Origin of the sequence: Citreicoccus inhibens, assembly GCF_019039035.1 — a bacterium.
GTDB lineage: Bacteria > Myxococcota > Myxococcia > Myxococcales > Myxococcaceae > Citreicoccus > Citreicoccus inhibens.
Window position 1 is genome coordinate 80,971 of the sequence record NZ_JAHNZT010000021.1, and the last position, 15,857, is coordinate 96,827.

Consider the following 15,857-nt stretch of genomic DNA (forward strand, 5'->3'; position numbering starts at 1 on the left):
AATCGGAGGGGTGGCGTCTTCAAGACAAAGGTCGGGGCGCTGGGGGCAGAGCCGCCGGTGCCCGAGGAAGCGGATGCGGAGCATCCGTGGGGCGGGGGGAGTGCCGGGGAGGTTCCGGTGCTCAAGGTTTCAGACGCTCAGCGTCTGTGCAGTCAGAGGGGGAGCGCTGGGGTGGTTGTTCCCGCGCTCAAGGATTCAGGCGCACCGCGTCTGATGGGGCGATGGAGGCGTGCCGGGGGGCACGCTTCCTAGAGGGGGAGCGTTTCTCTGGGGGAGAAACGCATGTCACTGGGAGCGCGTCGAGGGGGCGCGCTCCCAGTGTTTTTTTTAGGGTTCGGTGCCGGTCCCGGGCAGGCGCGCGGTCGAGGAGGACAGCTCCCGTACGCAGGCCCCTTCCGCTTCGAACTGTGCCCGCAGCCAGGGGTGGCAGGTGAAGGCGATGACCTGGTGGCGCTCGGCCAGTCGCGCGAACAGGCGGACGGCGGCCCGGGCGCGCTCGGGGTCGAAGTTCACCAGCACGTCATCCGCGATGAGGGGCAGGGCCCCGTTCTTCTCGCCGAAGTCGCGGATGGCGGCCAGGCGGAAGGCCAGGAAGAGCTGCTCCCGCGTGCCACGGGAGAGCTGCTCGGCGGTCCAGTCCCGCTGTCCGTCGCCCACGCGCAGCTCCCGCTCTCCGCCCGCGGGCATGAAGACGCGGCGGTAGCGCCCTTGGGTCAGCTCGGAGAACAGCTCGCTGGCGAGCTGGATGACGCGCGGCTGCTGCTCCTCCTCGAAGCGCCGGCGGGCTCGGCCGAGCAGGGCCAGCGCCAGTCGGTCCGCCGCGTAGCGCGTGGCCAGCTCCGAGGCGCGGGCGCGCAGGGACTCCTCCTGGATGCGCAGCGTGGCGAGCTGCTCGTCGTTCTCCCACTGTTGGAGCTGGTTGTTCAGCGCGCCCTGCTCGGTGAGGACGGCCTTGAGTCGCTCGCTGCCCACGCGGTGGCGCTCGCGCAGGAAGTCCAGGGCCTCCTTCAGGCCGGACTCGCCGCCCGCCTCGCGCGTGGCCTCACGGGCGGCTCCATCGTCCAGGCCGGTGAGCGCCTCGATGCGCTGGGACAGCTCGCGCGCGCGGGTGGTCAGCTCCGCGTAGCGCAGGGCCTGTCCGGCGCGGCGGCGGAAGGACTCCTCGTCCGCGCAGCCGCCCTTCGCGAGGAGCAGCTCCAGCGCGCCGTCTTCGTCTCGGACGTGCTGGTCCAACAGCGCCTTGTCCGCCAGGAGGTCGTGGTACGAGGACTCGCGCTGCCGCTGCTCGGCGGTCTGGGTGCGCACCTCCTCGAGCGCGGCGGCGATTCGCGCGGCCACGGCCTCCACGGCGCCCGGTGGGAGGCCCGTGCGCGCGGCTTCGCCCTGGAGGCGCGCGGCGGCCTCGTGACAGGTGGCTTCGTCCTCGACGAGCGCGGCCTCGTCCGCCATCACGTCCTGGAGGCGCTGACGGAGCGCGGCGGTGTCGCTCCACAGGGCTCGGGCCGTGGAGGCGGTGGCGGAGGCGGGGAAGCGACGGGCTTCGAGGAACGCGCCCAGCTCCGCGCGCAAGGACTGGCTCCGTGCCCCGGCGAGTTGGAAGGACTCTTCCGCGCGCTGCTCGTCACGCAGGGCCGCGTCGCGCTGGGTGCGCAGGGCGTCGCGTTCTCGCTGGAGCGCTTCTCGCCGCTCGGCCTGGTGCAGCTCCTCCAGCAGCGAGGTCTCCCGCGCCGCCAGGTCCGCCAGCGATGCGCCCGGCGCCAGCCCCAGGTCCGAGGACGCGCCGAGCAGGTCGCGGAGGATGAGCTCCTCCCGCGTCGCCAGGGAGGCCAGCGTCGCGCGCAGGCGCTCCTCTTCTTGTTGTCTCCAGCGCTGGCGTGCCGCGTGGGCCTCTCGGTGGGCGTGCTGGGCCGCCTCCACCCGTTGGCGCGCGTGGGCCAGCAGCCCCACCAGCGCGAGCGCGATGCCCCCGCACAGGGCCGCCATGAGCCATCCCGCCTGGAGTCCGGCGACGCCCGCGAGCAGCAGGGCCAGCGCGACGCCCACGCCCACCAGCCACGCGGGCAGCGGTGACTGCGCTGGCGCGGGCTCGCCCTGCACGCGCACGCTGTCGAGCTGGCGCCGCAGCTCCAGCCGCTGTTCTCCCAGCCGCTCCAAGTCACCTCGGGCCGCGCGGAAGCGGGCCGCCGCGGCCTGGCGCTGACGCACCTGCGCGGGGCGCGCGTCGGGGAGCACGGCGTGCTCGGTCTCCGCTCGGGCGGCGGTGTCCTCCAGGCGCTCGCGACTCTCTCTCGCTCCGGCTCGGGCGGACTCGGCTTCGCGGCAGCGCGTGTCCGCGGCTTCCAGTCGGCCGGCCACGCGCTCCAACTCGCCGCGCGCGGTGGCGCTCAGGTCCAGCGCGAGCAGCCCGCTGGCGTCCACGGCGAGACCCAGCTCGCCCAGGCCCTGCTCCACCTGCCGGCGCTTGGCCGCGAGCGCGGCGCGGCGCGCGGGCAGGCCGCGCATCAGCTCGGCGCGCTCCGAGAACGCGGCGAGCGCGGCGCGCAGCAGGTCCGCGCGCTCGCGCACGGGCCAGGGGGCGGCCAGTCGCGCCAGTTCGCCGCTGACGAAGGCGAGTCGCTCGGCGAGCTGGGCTTGCTGGGCTCGGTAGGCTTTGCGGCGCTGGAGGATGTCGTCCAGGCGGGCCGCGCCGGCGGTGGGGAAGCCCTCCAGCGGCGGGAGCGCTTCGCGTTCGGTGTGGTGCCGGGCCAGCTCCGTCAAATCGCCCAGCGCCGAGTCGAGCCGAGACAGTCGATCCACTTCGCGCGCGGTGGCGCGCAGCTCCGCCTCCAAGGCTTGTTGCTCGGCGCTTCGGGCGCCCAGGGCCTCGCGTTGTTCGAAGTAGCGCGCGGGTCGGTCGCCCACCTCACGGAGCTGGCGCTGCACTTCCTCCAGCTCGCGCATCACGCGGTTGAGCTCGGGCTTCTGGCCACGGGGGGCGTAGAGCGCGTCCACGTCCTTGCGCAGCCGCTCCACGGCCTCGGGCAAGCGGCGCGCGCCGCGCATGCCCGCGGCGAAGAGGGCCTCGGAGACGCCGCGCTGCTCGGCGAGGTTCTGGAAGGACGACAGCTCGTCCAGACGGAAGGCGAACACTTCGAAGAACAGCTCGCGCGGCACGTGGGTGAGCGCGTCGCGCAGGAAGGACTCGGGCAGCGCGTCGCCGTCGGGCCCGTGCACGGTCAGCTCGCCCTCGGAGCGGCGGCCCGCGAGCCGGCGCACCACGAGCGGGCCCGCGCCTGTCACGAGGCGCAGCTCTCCCCCGAAAGCGCCGGACTCGGGCTCGTAGCGCTCGGCCTGTCCGCGCTTCTCGAAGCCGAACAGCACGCCGCGCAGGAAGGCCAACAGGGTGCTCTTGCCCGCCTCGTTCGGGCCGTAGAGGAGGTTGAGGCCCGGCCCCAGCGCGCTGGAGAAGCCCGCGAAGTGACCGAAGCCCTGCACCTGGAAGCCGTCGATGTGCAGCCCGGGCTTCACGGCGTCTCCTCGTGGAGGTGCTCCACCACGTGCTGCCCCGCGCGCGCGAGCAGCTCCGGGCGCGGCGCCTCGAGCGCGTCCACGCCCAACCGCTTGAGCCGCTGCCCCAGGCTGGCCAGCTCTTCGTCGTGCCACAGCGCGGTCAGCGCGGCGTCGTCGTGCGCGAGGGCCTCGGCCTCGGTGAGCAGCGTGCCCATGAAGCCGCCCGCGGCGCGCACCGCGTCCAGGTCCAGCTCCGGGCGGGTGCCATCGCGCAGCGACTCCAGCAACACGGGCGGATGGCCGTGGGCGAACTGTTCGCGCAGGTCCGCTTCGAGCTGCGCGAGCGCACCCGGGCGAGCCAGCTCGCGGTGCAGCGGGCCGCGTCCCGCGAGCGTGAGGCGCACCGCATGGCCGTCCAGTTCGCTGGCGCAGCGTGAGTCCACCAGCTCGCGCGCCAGGACCTGGAGCGAGTCCAGGGACCGCACGCCGGTGAGCGGGAGCTCCAGGCGGTGCCACCGCACGCGATCCACGGGCACGAAGCTGCGGCGGGTGGCGCCATCCTCGACCTCCACGAGCACGCAGCCGCGCTCGCCTGTCTCATGGACGTGGCGGCCCTGCGGGTTGCCGGGATAGACAGCCACGCCACCGCCCGCGAGCAGGTGTTCCGCGCGCGTGTGCACGTGGCCCAGGGCCCAGTAGTCGAGGCCGCGAGCGGCCAGCTCCGCGCTCGTGCACGGCGCGTAGTTGGCGTGGCCTTCCGCGCCGCCCAGGTTGGTGTGCAGCAGGCCCACGGAGAAGTCCGGGCCGGTGCGCCGGAAGCGCGCGGAGAGGTTCTCGCGCACTTCGACGTCCGGATAGGACACGCCCTGCACGCGACACAGGCGGCGACCCTCGCGGCGGACCTCCACGTCCTCCCACTCGGGGCCGAAGACCTTCACGGAGGAGGGGAGTCCCAGCGTGCCGGTGTCCCCGCTGAGCGGATCATGATTGCCGTGGACGATGAAGGTCTGGATGCCCGCGGAGTCCAGGCGCGTCAGCTCGCGGCGCAGCGCGAGGCGAGCGCGCACGGAGCGGTCGCGCACGTCGAAGAGGTCGCCCGCGAGGAGCAGGAAGGCGACGCGCTCGCGCAGGCACAGGTCAACGATGCGGGTGAGGGCTTGGAAGGTGGCGGACTGGAAGCGGTTGAGCAGGGGCGCCTGCGACGCCACTCCGCGAAACGGCGTATCCAGGTGCAGGTCGGCGGCGTGGACGAAGGAGAAACGCATCGGCGCTCACCGTAACCGAGACTCGACGCGGCCCCGACTTTCCGCCGCGTCGTGCGATGGCTGGTGGACAACCCGTGGAAGCGTGCGGGCCGCAGGCGTCGAGGACCCGCCAGATGACGCGAACCTGGTGAGTCGGACCGCGCCTTGGGTCCTAGGGATTCTGCACTTCCGTCCACTTGAGGCGCGCCTCGCGCAAGACCGTGCCCTCCGCGGGGAGGTCGACCTCCTCCTTGGCGTACATGGAGGAATCTCCCCAATCGCGCTCGAAGAAGAGGGTCGAGGGGCCGGCCGGGAGGTGCTGGAACACGGCGATGTCCATGGGCTCCCAGGTGTCGGGCCGCATCCCCATTCCGAAGGCTTGGGTGAGGACCGCCTCCGTCGGCGGAAACGCCAGGGGACCGGGGAGCCACAACACTTGCCCCACGTTGCGGTCCGTCACGTGGACCTTCAACGTGGCGCCACCCACGTTCTCCTGTTCGATCAGGGTGACGGTGACCTTGCCAGTGGCGGGAACCGTCACCGTTTGGCTGGGGATGTGCGCGTGAGACTCCGAGTCCGCGCGCACCAGGTAGGTTCCGGCGGGAAGCCCCGTGACCACTCTTGGGTCCTCGGGCCTGAGACGCCGAGAGCCCTGGCCGATGCCACTGAACTCGACCGTGGCCGGCAGGGGCCGCCCATGTGCATCTCGCACATCGACCTCGATGCGAGCCCCCCGCTCCATCCTCACCGTGAGGTCCTCGACGTCGGGCGTGATGACCCGTTGGGTGGGCAGATGCCCCTGGTTCGATTCGCTGATCTCCAGGGAGAAGGGGCTGGTGGAGAGGTGTTCGAGCCGGAAGGTCCCATCCGCGGCGGAGCGGTGGAACCTGTGCTGTTGCGGGTAGTCGGCGTTGTTGGCGAGCGCCGCGATCATCAAGTCGACCGCTAGCGGTTGACCTGTCTCCGCATCCACCACGTGTCCGCTCAGCGTGCGGCCGTGCTCCATGCGCAAAGTGCCCAGGTCCATGTCCTCGCCTCGGCGCACCTCCGCCGTGCGGTACAGGGGCGCGAGCTTGGGGACTGTGATGGTGATGGGCACGGTCCCGGTGTCGTCGATGGCGATAGAGAATGTGCCCGTCTTGTTCTCGAAGTCCTCCGCGTTCACCCAGAACCTGGTGATGGGCGCGCCGTCGGGGCCCACGACGTGTCCTCGTACCTGGGCTACGCGCTCCATGACGAGGCGGGCCTCGGTCTGGCCATTCTCCACGCGCAAGCAGGGCTCGGGATTGGGACAGATGTAGTTGTCTTTCAAGACCTCCAGGTCGTAGGCGTTGGCCACGAGTTGGCGCAGGACGAAGCGACCATCCGGCCCTGTGCGCACGCCCGGCGGTATGGCGACCCGCTGGTAGCCCGTGGGCAGGGTTCCTCGCCTCCATTGCGGGAGGCCGTCCTGCGTCACGGTGGCGCGAAGTCTGGCATCCGGTATGGGGCGGCCCTCACCATCCACCACGATTCCGGCGAGCGACCAGCCCGCCTCGAAGCGCACGGTCACCTGCGCTTGCGCGTCCTCGCTCAGTTCGAGGGTTTGCGATGCGGTGCGCTCCACGCCCCCCTCGGATTGCGTTGCTTCCACGACGTAACGGCCCGCATGCAAGCCCTGGAGTGTGAAGTGTCCCTGGGGGTCCGCGGTCACCGTCTGCAATGAGCCGGGGACGGGATCGCGAGAGGGGGTGTTCTCCCAGAGGGAGACAGAGACATCGCCCATTGGCCGGTTCTTCGAGTCGAGGACTTCACCCACGAGCCGAGCCCCGCGACGCACGTCGAGGCGCACGCCTTGAGCCGGACCGCGCACCGTCACGGCATCGCTCAGGTACTCGTGACTCTGGACCGCGACGCTGTATTCGCCGGGCTTGTCGATGGTGACTTCGAAGTTCCCGTCGTCGTCGGCATCGCCCTGGTTGCACATCAAGGTGTCCATCGCTGAGAGCGTTCGAGGTCCCGTCGGACACGCAGTGATGGTGACGGATGCGACGGGCTGCTTCTCGCTATCCCTCACCCGCCCTGCGATGAGGGTCGAACGCTGGAGGACGATCTCCAGTGGCTTCGTGTCCGCGGTGAGCTGCAACTCCTCTTCTTGAGATGCACGATATCCAGGGGCGGAGCCCCAGACGCTGTACGTTCCAGGCTCCAAGGGCCCGATGCGGAAGTGTCCATCCTCAGCAACACGATGCTGGGCCTGTTCGTAGCCGCTGTTTTGCTTGCGCAGGACCACGCTCGCGCTCGCCACGGGCTGACCGGCGGCGTCGCGCACCGTACCCTCCGCGAAGCGGGCGTCGACGAGAGAGAGCACCACCTCGGCGGGTTGCGGAGCCTCGAGGTCGCCAAGAGAGAAGCCGACAAGCCCCGCATGTTTTGCGGTGACTCGGTATGAACGGGGTGGGAGCGACTCAAACACGAAGCGGCCTTGTTCATCCGAAGTGGTGTTCCACGTTTCGGAGTTCGGCCCATATCCACTGATTTCCACGTGGACCTGCGCTCCGGCCACGGGTGCTCCGCGCTCTTCCACGCGCCCGTGAATCTCTCGCGGTCGATGAAGGCGTACGGCATGACCCGGATATTTGAGGACAGAGAGAGGGAGGCGCGCTGGGAGCCATCCGTCTGCCGTGATGATCACTCGGATGTACACCTCGTCGGGCAGGGGGCCCAGCCGGAGTCGGCCTTCCTCGTCCGTGACCGAATCGAAGAATCGCGTGTCTCGGGCGGAGAACGCGGTCACCCGGGCATGGGGAATGGGGGTGAAGGAGTCCTCTTCCAGCACGACCCCGGTCAGGCTGCCTGCTCCACCGAGCTGAAGTTCCAACCCTTCCGTGCCGGTGAAGACGCCGAAGCGGACCGTGGCGCCGCGCGCGTTCTCGGCCCAGAGCGTGAAGATGCCATCGGGGAGGCCCTCGAGCGCGAACGTGCCTCCCGGGCCCGAGAGTGTGTCCGCGTACGTGAGGGTCTCGCCTTCGCGAAGGCTCACCAGCTCCAGCAGTTCGTGGTTCGAGCTCTCACTGCACGGCCCCGGCTTCGTCGCGTAGAACTCCTCCGCGCGCCGCTCTGGATCGGGAGGTGGCTCGCACGCGCGTTCGGACAGTGTCTCGCCCGGCTCGGCGCGGGTGGCGAGGACGCGCGCGCCGGTCACGGGGCCTCGCTCGTCGAACACGATGCCGCGGATGTGCGCGGTGCCCTGGTTCGCGCGCAGGCCCACGGGGGCGAGGACCCTGGGTGGGGTGTTTGAAATGGATGTCTGGGATTGCGCCGCGAAGTCATGGGGCTGGGTGGCGCGCGGTGCTCGATGAACGAGCAGCCCCAACGCGAACACCAGCCCCACGACTGCCACCACCACCGCCACCGCCCACCTGCGCATGCCGTCCTCCGGTGCTGTCCGGAGGACCATAGCAGCCGCGCCAGGTGTGACGAGGAGGCGCTACCCGCCCTTCATCATCTTGGCCATGCGCGTCTTCATCTCCTCGGGCGCCACGTCCTCGACGTGCTGGGAGAGCGTCCAGCGGTAGCCCTCGGGGTCCTCGAACGTGCCGGACCGGTCGCCGTAGAACATGTTCTCCAGCGGGCGCACCACCTTGCCGCCTGCCTTGACGAAGCGGTCCGCGAGCGCGTCCACGTTCTCCGTGTAGAGGCACAGCATGACGGGCGTGCCGCCCAGGGCCTTCGCGCTCTTGTTGCCCCAGGTGGGGTTCTCCTCCGAGAGCATGACCCGCGAGTCGCCCACCTGAAGCTCCGCGTGCGCCACCTTCCCGTCAGGCGTGGGCAGTCGGTACAGCTCCTTCGCGCCCAGCGCGTTCTTGTAGAACTCAATGCCCTTCGAGGCGTCGCGCAGCGACAGGTACGGCGTGATGGAGTGGAATCCCTCGGGAATCGCCTTGGCCATGTGCCCCCCAACCGGAAACTTCGAGTGGATGCCGCGCGCCCACTCTTCCAGGGGGAGAGCCCCCTGGAAGAGCGAGGCCGCTAGTGCGTGCTGTCGGAGCCGCCCGAGCCGCTGCCCGTCGAGCCGCCCATGGAGCCCGAGGAGTCATTGCCCATCGAGCCGCTGCCCGAGGAGCCGCTGCCCGAGGAGCCGCTGCCCGACTCGTCCATCATGCCGGAGCCGCCCGAGCCCGCGTCCATGCCCATGGTGCCCGCGTCTGCGGCCATGGAGCCCTTCTTGCCGTGGGTGCCGCTCTTGCCGCTGCCGCCCGTGCCCTCATCGGTGGTGCCGACGCCGCCACCGCTGTGCTCCTTCGAGGAGATGGAGCCGTTGTTGTTCCGGTCGTTCTTGCAGCCGGTGAGGGTCATCGTCGCCGCCACCGCGCCCAGCATCATCCATTTGGACCAACCCGCCATCGCGACACCTCCATGGGTGAGTGACTGGCCCATAGGCTGGTGCTGGCGCTGTCGCTTGGCATCCTGCCCTCGGAATGGGCGTGCGCCGGCTGGCGTCTGTCCGAGTGGACAGGCAGGCCCTCGCTCACCTCAAGGGTGCCGGCTCAGTCGCGCCGTCGCAGGACGAGCAGCGCGTACTCGAGGCGCCCGTCGAGCAAGCCCTGCTGCAAGGACAGGTGTTCGCGCTGCGCCTCGCGCGGTCCCTGCCGCGCCGAGGCGGACTCGCGGGCGAGCAGCTCCGAGGTGAGTGTCCAGAAGCCCACCACGCGCGAGGACAGGTCCCGCCGCGCTTCCACCTCGAGCCCCGCCGCGCGTGCCTCGCCCAGCTCCGCGTCCACGCCGCCTGTCCTTGGCCCTTGGAAGCAATCCGCCACGGCCAGGACACCCCCTGGATGCAGCAGCGCACGGGCCTGACGGAACCAGTCGGCGCGCGGCTGCGCGCGACCTCCCTCCACGGCCACCACCGCGTCGAAGCGCGCGCGGCCGAGCACCTCGCGTGGCTCGCCCAACAGCGTGCGCACCCGCGTCCCCAGGCCCGCGGCCTGCGCGCGCCGGCGCACGACGTCCACGTGCGAGGGCACGCTCGTCACCGCCGTCACCTGGGCGTCGTGGCGCGCCGCCCAGTACACCGGGCTCCCGCCGCGCACGCAGCCCAGGTCCAGCAGCTCGATGGGGTGGGGCAGTGGCCCCATGGCGCGCGCCAGCTCCGTGAGCAGGGCCTCCTGCGCGGCGTGGATGTGCCCACGCAGCGTGGCCGCGTCCAGGCCCGGAGGTGGCAGCCCATCCACCAGCCCCGTGTGGTCGTGCACCCGAGGGCCGCGTCCGGGCCTGGGCGCGAGGGGCAGCCCACCCCCGAGCGATGGACTCGACTCCCTCATGGGGTGCCCTCCTCCGGCAGGCTGGGTTCGAGCCTTCGCAGCGCGGCGTCCAGGCAGCGCAGGCCGTGCCGGCGCAGGTCCTCGGCGGCCTCGCGTCCCCAGGCGGCCACCTGGCGCTGGTCCTCTTCGGGCATGGCGTAGAAGCGCGGCGCACGCGCGCGGATGTCCTCCGCCACGTGCGCGGCGATGCCCAGGTTCTGGCCCGCCGCCTCGGCCGCGTCCTCCATCGCCGTGCCGGCCCACAGCAGGCGCAGGTACGCGGCCCACTGCACGCCCGCGAGCCCTTGCGCCACGCGGCGGAACACCGGCGCCGTCCAGGCCTCCACGGGCGTGGACAGCGCGGGCGAGACCACCGCCGAGGCGAGCAGCCGCGTGGCCTCTTCCAGCACGTGCTGCGGCACCCGCGCGTGCTCATGGGTGAGCGTGGAGAAGGCCAGGTTCTGCAGCAGGTACTGCACGCGCGGTCCCTCACCGAACAGCGGCGCGCCGAAGCGAACGGCCGGCGCGGCGAGTCGGGCCGCGCAGAATCCGAAGTAGATGCCCGCGCCGCGCGTCTGGAGGACCGGCGGGGCCAGGCCCGCCTCGGCGCCCGCCTCGTACAGCAGGGGCAGGGGGCCGGGGCGGCCGGACTCCAGGGCCTCCAGCACCTGGTGGGCGAAGGGCGGTGGCAGCGACAGGAGCCGCAGCCTGCGCAGCGCCTCTTGGTACACGGTTCCCTCGCTCATGGTCACTCCCGGGGATGGCGCGGGGGCGGCGGCTCATGGCCGGACGCCGGAGCCTGGGGCGCGACTCCACCGCGCGGGGACCCCAGGACCGCAGGGATGTGCACGCGTCCGGCATCCCGCACCGGGCCACCCGCGCGAACGTCGTGGACTGGACGCTTCCTCGGGCGTCATGGCGCCACCTGCCGCTGGGGCTGGTGCGTCACCTCGGAGAACCAGGGGCGGGGCGGTGCCAGGTACAGGCCTCCGCCCACCGCCGAGGCCTGGTACGGCGGCGCGCCCGGCGGAGGAAGTCCGGGGCCGAGCATGGCGTCCAGCGCGCGGCGGAACCGGGCCGGGTCCGACGACGCGGCCACGAAGGCCAGCCCCTCGTCGGGGCCCTCGTGGAAGGGGAAGCTGCGACGGATGAGCGGCCACGACTCGGGCGCGTGCGCGCGGCGGTGGCGAGCCGGGGGCGCGTCGCCTCGCAAGGGCGCGGGCCGGAGCGCGGCGGCGTGGGGACGCGCGCGAGACAAGTCACCGCGCAGCCGCAGCGCGCGGGCCCGAGCGCGGATGGAGTCGCGCTGGAAGCGCAGGTAGAGCACCCACGCGGCGCCGGCCAGGGGGCCCGCGGGGACGATGGCCGCGCGGCGAATCTCCTCGACGGTGGGGGCCTGACAGGTCTCGTCGAGACAGCCGCCCAGCACTTCCTCCTCGGGGACGAGCACGCCAGCGAAGAGCGCGGCCGCGCGGCGCAGCGCCCACTGGAGGCGGGACTGGGTGTCGGCGCCCAGTTGGAGCAGCACCTGCGCCTGGGTGGAGGGGATGCGCAGGTGGGCGCCCCGGCGGGGCAGGAGCGGCGCGCCTTGTTCTCCCTCGGCGAGCGGAGACACCAGGGCCGCGTCGAACGCGAGCACGGCGTGGACGCCTTCGGCGGCGCGCAGCTCGGCGTGCACGCGCGAGGCCGCCTGCCGCACCTGGGCTCCCTCGCTGGCGCGGCTCAACCGCCACACGGCCAAGGCACTGAAGGCCCCGGGCGGATGAAACAGCCCTTCCTGTGGCCTCATGCTGGTCACCCCCCTGCACCAGGCACAGCCGCTCCATGGAATGCGGCGCCGCGAAGCGCCGCGCTTTCTCTGTCGGTGAGAGCAAAGCGGCCCGGTGTCCGCGCCGTCAAACCTGGGGGGCGGCACTGTGTTGGCCAGTGCCCTTCCCGTCGCTTCGCCCCAGGGCTACGGCGTCGGGGGCGCGCCGAACCAGCGCGACAGGGACTCCCGCAGCCCCGTCAGCTCGCGGTCGTCTGTCGCCCAGGCGATGCAGCCGTCCGGGCGCAGCAGCCGGGACGTCTCGCCCTGGACACGCACGGTGCGCACGCGCGGCGCCCAGGCGCTCGCGAGCCGGGACGCGGCGCCGTCGCCCGCGTCGAGCAGCACGCCCTCGCCCTCACCCATCAGCGCATGGAGGTGCACCTCGCCGCTGTCCACCGTCGCGACGCGGTTGGTCGTCTGTCGCCCCACCAGGGGATGGTCGCTGCCCAGCGCGTAGCGCCCCGTGACGCCGCTCATCATCTCGCCGAAGAAGCGGTTGCCCTCGTCGGTCTCCATGACGCCGCTGATGATGGCGCGCAGCGCGGTCGTCTGCGGGTCGGGGCGCATCAGCGCGGCCTGCGCGCGCGTGTTCTCCAGCACCCGCTCCGCCACGGGGTGACGCTCGGCGGTGTACGAGTCCAGCAGCCCTTCCGGTGCATTTCCGCGCACCGCGGCGGCCAGCTTCCAGCCCAGGTTCATCGCGTCCATCACTCCCAGGTTCAGGCCCTGTCCGCCGAAGGGCGAGTGCACGTGCGCCGCGTCGCCCGCGAGCAGCACGCGCCCGCGCCGGTACTCGGTGACCAGGCGCGTGTTGTCGGTGAAGCGCGTGGCCGTCTTCACGGCCGTCACGCACACGTCGGTGCCGCTCACGCGCCGCAGGCTCCGCTCAATCTCCTCGCGGGTGACGGGCGCGTTGCGGTCCGCGGGCGGCCCGTCGAACTCGAGCAGGAAGACGCGCCCCGGCGTCGGGCCATACGCCATCATCCCCACCGGCGTGCGCCGCCAGCCGAGCGGCAGGAGCTTCTCCGGATGATCCACCTCCACCACGGCCTGGTGGCCCGTGAGCGTGGGCTCGGTGCCGGGGAAGTCGAACCCGGCCTGCTTGCGCACCGCGCTCCGTCCGCCGTCGCAGCCCACCAGCCACGCGCAGCGCAGCGTCTGAGTGCCCTCCGCCGAGCGCACCTCCACGCTCACGCCCGCCTCGTCCTGCGTGAAGCCGAGCACTTCCTGGCCTCGCCGCACCGGCACGCCCCGCGCCTGGGCGAGCGCCCCCAGCATCATCTCCAAGCCCAGCTGGTTCACGCCGCGGAAGCGCCGCTCTGGCTCGCGCTGCCGGGTCGGGTCGATGAGGAACAGCCCCCCGAAGTGGCCGCCAATCTTCTTCCAGCCCTGGGCCAGCGGGCTCGCCTGGGCGCCCGACTGCTGGACCATCTTCGCCACGGCCTCGCCCATCTGGCGCTCGGCCTCGTCCAGCGCCGGCCCCAGCCCGCGCCGCTCCAGCGCCTCCGCCGCCAGCACCCCCACGGAGCCCGCCTTGATGGTGGGGTCCATGGACTCCAGCCGCTCCAGCACCCCCACGGAGGCCCCACCCAGGGCCAGCTCGCTCGCGAGCAACAACCCCGTGGGACCCGCCCCGACGACCACCACGTCGAATGTCTCGTTCGCCATGATGGATTACCTAGTCTAAATATTTACCGAGTACAAGTTTTGATTCGGAGCTAGGGTGCGCCCATGGCGGAAGACGAGGGACTGCGGGCGCGCAAGCGGCGCGAGACGCGGAAGATGATTTCGGATGTGGCGACGGGGTTGTTCGTGGCGCGCGGCTTCGACGCGGTGACGGTGGCCGAGGTGGCGGCGGCGGCGAACGTCTCCAAGATGACCGTGTTCAACTACTTCCCGCGCAAGGAGGACCTCTTCTTCGACCGGCAGGAGGAGGGCATCGCGCTGTTGCGGCAGGCGTTCCGGGAGCGCCGCAAGGGAGCGTCGCCGGTGGCGGTGCTGCGCGCGCTGGCGCGGTCGCTGGTGGAGAGCGACCACGCCTTCGCGAGGATGAACGCGGGCGTGGCGGGGTTCTGGCACATGGTGGAGGTGAGCCCGGCGCTGCGGGCGCGGCTGCGCGAGATGGGCGAGGAGGCGGAGGCCGTGCTGGTGGAGGAGCTGACCGGGCAGGTGGGCGCGCCGCGCGAGGACCCCATCGCCCGGCTGCTGGCCGCCCAGGTGGTCGCGGCCATCCGCGTCGCCTACAGCGAGGGGCTCCGGCAGATCGCAACGGGAGAGGCGCCCGAGGTGGCCCGCGCCGCCGTCGTGGAGCTGTTCGAGCGCGGACTGACCATGATGAGCGCGAGCGCCCGGGGCACGCCCTACGCCTGACATGGCCCCACACGGTCCGCGCGGGGCTACAGGGGCGCAGAAGCAGGAGCCGCGGGGGGCGGCGCGCTCCGGGCTCGCGCCCAGGCCGGGGTCGGGCTAGAGGGGCGCCCCATGCGTGACCGAATCCAGGCGGTGCTCCGCCAGCTGGCCCAGACGCCCGAGGTCGAGGCGCGGTGGCTCAACACCTTGTCCCTGATGGAGTTCATCGGGGCGCGGAAGATTTCGCGCACCGTGGCGGACCGTCACCCGACGCTGGAGGTGCTCGGGCACCTGGCGGACGAGACGCGCCACGCCTTCACCTTCAAGAACCTCGCGTGCACGGTGGCGGGCGGCGAGGTGACGGACCTGCTGTGCGCGACCGAGGCCGCCACGTGGTTCCAGTCGCTGGACCGCGGGCTGGCCGAGTGGGCCACGTCCCTCACCGGGACGTCGGACGTCTACCTGCAGTACCTGCTCACCACCGCGGTGGTGGAGCGGCGCGCGATGGTGCTCTACCCGCTCTACAAGGCGGCCAGCCGCAACGCCGTGGTCCGCGAGGAGCTGGGGCGCGTGGTGGTGGAGGAGCAGAGCCACCGCCGCACCCTGGAGGACGCGTGCCTCGCGCGCCTCGCCGCCGTGGGCGCGACGCTGGAGCCGGCGCTGGCCATGGAGGAGCGCCTGTTCGAGCCGTTCCTCGGGGCCTTGGAGGCGCACGTCGCCTCGCTGAGCGCGGCCTCCGCGGCCTGAGGCGTCAGTCGGCGTCCTCGGGCTCCGGGCCCGATGCGCCGACCCCGGAGAGCACCAGCCCCTCGGGAGTCCACGTGGCGCGCAGGGCCTTGGCCTTGCGCGCGCGCTTGCGGCTGAGCTCCACCCCCACCGCGTCCAGACCCATCGCGTTGGCCACGGCCAGCGCGGTGCCGTGTCCGCAGAAGGGGTCCACCACCGTGCGCGTGGTCGTCTGCTCTTGGATGAAGCGGCACGCCAGCTGGCACGCGCGCACGCCCATCCCGCGCGTCCACGTCACGTCGCCCGCCTCCGGCAGCACGTCCGGCGAGGACTTCGCCAGGTCCACGCGCACGTCCCGCGAGAAGCACAGCAGGTGGGAGAACGCCGGCCGCCCGAACGTCACCGTCCCTGGCGTCCGCCGGCACACCACCTTGTGCCAGAGCGTCTCGAAGCCCGCCGCCTCCGCCGCGCGTGACACCAGGTAGCCCTTGTCCACCCAGGCGCCGTCCTTCTTCACGTCGGATTGGTAGAACACCGCCACGCCGTCCGGCGGCACGCGCGAGAGCACGAGCCCCGCCGCGCGCACGAACCACTCCTTCCACTCCGCCACCGAGAGCGCGGGGAACTCGGACACGTCCGGCATGGAGGTGACCACCGAGCACCCCTCCAGCACGGGGCTGGCCTCCAGCCACTTCAGCGCGTCCTCGCAGTGCACCGTGCGTCGCGCACCCGTCGCGCCGCCCATCCCATCCCGTTCATCCGTCATCACCCGCCGGAGTCTGCCAGACGCCTCCCGCCGCGCCGCGCCCCTTGGAGGAATCGACCGGGTGCCGTGCGACGACGCTCGTTCGTAACCTCGCGAAATTGCAGTAAAAATTCATCTTTCCTGCGGGGTTGAATCAACTCGGGGCGCCAAGGCAGTTGCAAAAGTCAGCAACTTCAGGCCTTTAAGACGAG

The 15,857-nt window shown here is 71.9% G+C and carries 12 protein-coding genes; 2 read left to right on the plus strand and 10 right to left on the minus strand.

Annotated elements, in window-relative coordinates:
- Window positions 1–327: 327 nt before the first annotated feature.
- The 9 genes from KRR26_RS22985 to KRR26_RS23025 form a co-directional block, all read right to left on the minus strand.
- Window positions 328–3,507: an AAA family ATPase gene (locus tag KRR26_RS22985; RefSeq protein ID WP_217080829.1), complete on the minus strand. Its 3,180-nt coding sequence runs from the start codon at window positions 3,505–3,507 to the stop codon at window positions 328–330.
- Window positions 3,504–4,754, minus strand: coding sequence for a metallophosphoesterase family protein (locus KRR26_RS22990; RefSeq protein WP_217080830.1), 1,251 nt, complete (start codon window positions 4,752–4,754; stop codon window positions 3,504–3,506). The genes KRR26_RS22985 and KRR26_RS22990 overlap by 4 nt, the downstream gene beginning before the upstream one ends.
- A 151-nt stretch (window positions 4,755–4,905) precedes the next feature.
- Window positions 4,906–8,142, minus strand: a complete 3,237-nt coding sequence (locus tag KRR26_RS22995) for a carboxypeptidase-like regulatory domain-containing protein (RefSeq protein WP_217080831.1) — start codon at window positions 8,140–8,142, stop codon at window positions 4,906–4,908.
- A 60-nt stretch (window positions 8,143–8,202) separates the two neighbouring features.
- Window positions 8,203–8,664 carry a VOC family protein gene (locus KRR26_RS23000; protein WP_120206697.1) on the minus strand — a complete coding sequence of 154 codons (462 nt, stop codon included), beginning with the start codon at window positions 8,662–8,664 and terminating at the stop codon, window positions 8,203–8,205.
- A gap of 80 nt (window positions 8,665–8,744) precedes the next feature.
- On the minus strand, window positions 8,745–9,119 hold the full coding sequence (locus KRR26_RS23005) for a hypothetical protein (RefSeq protein ID WP_217080832.1): 375 nt from the start codon (window positions 9,117–9,119) through the stop codon (window positions 8,745–8,747).
- Between the two features lie 143 nt (window positions 9,120–9,262).
- Window positions 9,263–10,036: an SAM-dependent methyltransferase gene (locus tag KRR26_RS23010; protein WP_217080833.1), complete on the minus strand. Its 774-nt coding sequence runs from the start codon at window positions 10,034–10,036 to the stop codon at window positions 9,263–9,265.
- A complete protein-coding gene (locus KRR26_RS23015; protein ID WP_120206700.1) occupies window positions 10,033–10,761 on the minus strand; it encodes a hypothetical protein in 729 nt (242 codons plus the stop codon). The genes KRR26_RS23010 and KRR26_RS23015 overlap by 4 nt, the downstream gene beginning before the upstream one ends.
- A 167-nt stretch (window positions 10,762–10,928) precedes the next feature.
- A complete protein-coding gene (locus KRR26_RS23020; protein ID WP_147422978.1) occupies window positions 10,929–11,804 on the minus strand; it encodes a Dyp-type peroxidase in 876 nt (291 codons plus the stop codon).
- Window positions 11,805–11,969: 165 nt separating this feature from the next.
- Window positions 11,970–13,493, minus strand: coding sequence for an FAD-dependent monooxygenase (locus KRR26_RS23025; RefSeq protein WP_199723798.1), 1,524 nt, complete (start codon window positions 13,491–13,493; stop codon window positions 11,970–11,972).
- 63 nt (window positions 13,494–13,556) lie between these two features.
- Here KRR26_RS23025 and KRR26_RS23030 point away from each other — a divergent pair, with 63 nt between their 5' ends.
- Both KRR26_RS23030 and KRR26_RS23035 read left to right on the plus strand, forming a co-directional pair.
- Window positions 13,557–14,195, plus strand: coding sequence for a TetR/AcrR family transcriptional regulator (locus tag KRR26_RS23030; protein WP_120206702.1), 639 nt, complete (start codon window positions 13,557–13,559; stop codon window positions 14,193–14,195).
- A 111-nt stretch (window positions 14,196–14,306) separates the two neighbouring features.
- Window positions 14,307–14,921 carry a hypothetical protein gene (locus KRR26_RS23035; protein ID WP_120206703.1) on the plus strand — a complete coding sequence of 205 codons (615 nt, stop codon included), beginning with the start codon at window positions 14,307–14,309 and terminating at the stop codon, window positions 14,919–14,921.
- 4 nt (window positions 14,922–14,925) lie between these two features.
- Here the strand turns inward: KRR26_RS23035 and KRR26_RS23040 are convergent, their stop codons facing one another.
- Window positions 14,926–15,666 carry a class I SAM-dependent methyltransferase gene (locus KRR26_RS23040; RefSeq protein ID WP_120206704.1) on the minus strand — a complete coding sequence of 247 codons (741 nt, stop codon included), beginning with the start codon at window positions 15,664–15,666 and terminating at the stop codon, window positions 14,926–14,928.
- Window positions 15,667–15,857 lie beyond the last annotated feature (191 nt).